The following is a 3,073-nucleotide window of genomic DNA, read 5'->3' as shown; positions in this document are numbered from 1 at the left end:
GAATGAACACAGCAGATCAGTATCTCAAAGCGATCTATCTCGTCCAGCGTATCGAAGATGGCCCGGCGGCGACCGGCGCACTCGCGGACCGACTCGGCGTAAGTCCCGCGAGCGTCAACGAAATGGTCGGCAAACTCCAGGAACGGGAACTGGTTGAGCACGAAAAGTATCGCGGGGTCACGCTTACCGAAGAGGGTGAAGCCCGTGCCAGCGACGCGCTTCAGACCTACTGCATTCTGGAACGCTTCCTCGCCAACGTCCTCGAAGTCGACGACTTCCAGATGGAGGCGAAACAACTGGAAAGCGTCATCGACGAAACCGTTGCGAACCGGCTAGACACCATCATCGACCGCGAACCCCAGTGTCCGGACTGCTTCTACGCCGACGAGGACATGTGTGAGCATCTGGTCGAAGACGGATTCGCGGATTGAGCGCGGGCTATCGAATTTCACGACGAAGCGCATGCGTTACGTTCAAGTAGCCACCCGAATTACGTGACGACGTAGCCTTCGTAGCAGAAGGCGACTATGCTCTGCAGTCCCGTGGTGGTGAGCAAATCCAACGGATTTGCGAGGTACACGGGGCAAGCGAACGCAGTGAGTGCAGTCCCGTGGTGTAGTGGCCAATCATAATGGCCTTTGGACGTGGTTGGTTTTTCCAACTGCGGAAGACAGCCATTGACGGCGGTTCGAATCCGCCCGGGACTATTAGAAATTCTACAGCAATCCACCCGAAACACAGTGACTTCTGTCGCGGAGAGAATCCAGAAGGTTATCTGAATGTATTTTCAATCCCTCCGGAAGAGATTATAATTGAAGAACGCACAGAACGTGTATGTTCGATTCGATGGAACCTCGTCGGTTCTACGACGAAGAAGCCGACTGGGAGTGGGGCCGACGCCGGGGTTCATTCCTCTCGGAAATCGCGTTCGAAGGAACGTTCGAGTACCTCCATGAGTTCTTTCCGGATGACGGATTGGTTCTCGATGCAGGTGGCGGTCCCGGTCGGTATTCGATCCGCCTCGCCGAGCGTGGAAACAGCCCCGTTCTCCTCGACGTGAGTCGAACGCAGCTTCGTACCGGGCGCGAGAAAATCACCGAGCACGACGTTGCTGATCGGGTTCGTACCGTTCAAGGCGACCTCCGTGGGCTTCCGTTCGACGATGACACCTTCGACGGCGTGTGTTGTCTCGGTGGTGCACTCTCGCATATTCTCGATGCCGACGGGAGAGCAGCGGCGCTCGACGAGCTCCGTCGGGTCGCGACCCCCGGTTCACCGATCGTCGTCTCCGTCTTCGGGCGGTTGGCGAACCTCGAAATCATCCTTCGCGAAGGGAATTTGGAGACGACGTATCCGTTACTGCTTCCCGAGGCACGCTCGGGTGACTACACCCGTGAACTTGCCATGCAGACGTACGACGAACCGGATTGGACCGAGTGCCACTACTACCGCCTCGCTGAACTGGAAGCGGAGTTCGAGCAAGCCGACTTGTGGGTAGAGCGTACCGCAGGGTTCAACGGTATCTGTACGATGCTCGGCGTCGATTTCGAAACCCACGAAAAAGAGGTGCGGGAGACGGTGCGAGAACTTCTCCGGGAACTTCGTGAAGACCGAACGGTCGTAGACATTTCCCGAGAAATGTTCGCTGTGGCACGCGTCCCGAGTAATTCTCGATAATTCGGGGAATCAAAATATCCCTCCGAGCACCATCAGTACGCCGACGCCCGCCACGATGACGCTCGAGAGTTGACTGAGAAGGACCCGCCAGTTTGTCGGTTCGACCTCGTCCCACGACATCGTGCTCCCGATGGAATCGATGCGTTCACCCAACCGTGACAGCTCATAGGCGTACCGGTACGAAAGTACGCCCCCGACGAGGAGTACGAGTCCGAAGAGCATTTTCCCAACGTCGATCATATTCGGATATTAAAACACTCGTGGTAAATACTTTGTCGAGAGTCTGAACGAATTCTGCCACCCATCCATACGGAGTAGCGATAGCGGAGTGCTACTCATCACGAGCTGAAAAGCTAGAAAAAAGAATCGAACCGCTTACTTCGAGCTATACTGGATGGTGCCGGTCCACTTGGCGTACACGTCGTCGTGCTCGTGGTCCTTGTCGAGCAGGTACACCGTCACGTGGAGCGTGCCGTCGTTGAACTGCTCGAACGCTCTCTTGTCGATATCGACGGGGTAAGTACCTTCGTCGTGCTGGAACCGGACGCCCGTCCGACCGACGTTCTTGCCGTTGATTTGGACGAGGAAGTACGGGTCACCATCGACGAGCGGTTCCGGGTCCACGTTCTTCATGGACGTGTTGGCCACGACTTCGACGTTGAAGCTGGAGTAGCCGTTACCGCTCTTGGCTTTCACCTTGTCCACGAGTTTGACGCTCTTCAAGCGGGTGGGGTCCTCCTTGTGCTGGAACGGTGTGTTCGGTGCCTTTGGCGGCTCCCAAGCCTCTTCAGTCGTCGTGGTTTCCTCCGTGGTCGTGGTCGTCGTGGTCGTCGTAGTCGTCGCCGTCGTCGTCGACGCGCTCGAACTCGTCGATGCGGGTGCACTCGTCGTGGTCGTGGTCGTCGTCGCCGTACTCGAACTCGTCGTATCCGAACCACCGAGACCGGCACAACCAGCGAGGAGCACGGAGATGACGAGGACGATTGCGATTGATCGATTCCGATTCATATGTGGTATGTTCATATATACGCGATGCTCCATAAATATCCTGTTGTCAGTAATTAATCTGCCATTTCCTCGTTTCGAAACCAGTCAGGGGGAGAGTAACGTGATCATTCGTCAGTAGGGGGACGTTACTCGACTCTGAACCGGTCGCGCACGCTTGTCGGTTCGTCCACAAGCGAGTCGAATCTCCCTACCCGATACTGACAAATATTCCACTATAAAACGATTCGAAGACGTCAGACTATCGGTAGCACACACCAGGGTGTCGAAAGTAACACGGATCGATATCGCCGAAACAGTCCGTTACAGCCCTCGTTCAGTTGTATTTGGATATGTTCATTCTACAGACAAGCGGATTGGTTCGATGACAAATAGAAACAAGACATATACC

The 3,073-nt window shown here is 55.6% G+C and carries 4 protein-coding genes and 1 tRNA gene; 3 read left to right on the top strand and 2 right to left on the bottom strand.

The window, feature by feature from the left end; genetic code table 11:
- Positions 1–2: 2 nt before the first annotated feature.
- The 3 genes from WBV42_RS07260 (at position 3) to WBV42_RS07250 (ending at position 1,677) form a co-directional block, all read left to right on the top strand.
- Entirely contained in the window at positions 3–431 is a 429-nt protein-coding gene (locus tag WBV42_RS07260) for a metal-dependent transcriptional regulator (RefSeq protein WP_066146353.1), read from the top strand.
- 173 nt (positions 432–604) lie between these two features.
- Positions 605–707: transfer RNA gene (locus WBV42_RS07255), tRNA-Gln, on the top strand.
- Between the two features lie 127 nt (positions 708–834).
- Entirely contained in the window at positions 835–1,677 is an 843-nt protein-coding gene (locus WBV42_RS07250; RefSeq protein ID WP_423985433.1) for a class I SAM-dependent methyltransferase, read from the top strand.
- A 9-nt stretch (positions 1,678–1,686) separates the two neighbouring features.
- Here WBV42_RS07250 and WBV42_RS07245 read toward each other — a convergent pair whose 3' ends face one another.
- Together WBV42_RS07245 and WBV42_RS07240 are read right to left on the bottom strand one after the other, a co-directional pair.
- A complete protein-coding gene (locus WBV42_RS07245; RefSeq protein WP_423985432.1) occupies positions 1,687–1,917 on the bottom strand; it encodes a hypothetical protein in 231 nt (76 codons plus the stop codon).
- Positions 1,918–2,052: 135 nt separating this feature from the next.
- A complete protein-coding gene (locus WBV42_RS07240; protein ID WP_423985431.1) occupies positions 2,053–2,685 on the bottom strand; it encodes a PEGA domain-containing protein in 633 nt (210 codons plus the stop codon).
- Between the last annotated feature and the right edge of the window lie 388 nt (positions 2,686–3,073).

The organism is Haladaptatus sp., from assembly GCF_049589095.1.
Classification (GTDB): domain Archaea; phylum Halobacteriota; class Halobacteria; order Halobacteriales; family Haladaptataceae; genus Haladaptatus.
The sequence above is the reverse complement of the archived record's forward strand: the minus strand, read 5'-3'. Positions and strand labels throughout refer to the sequence as shown.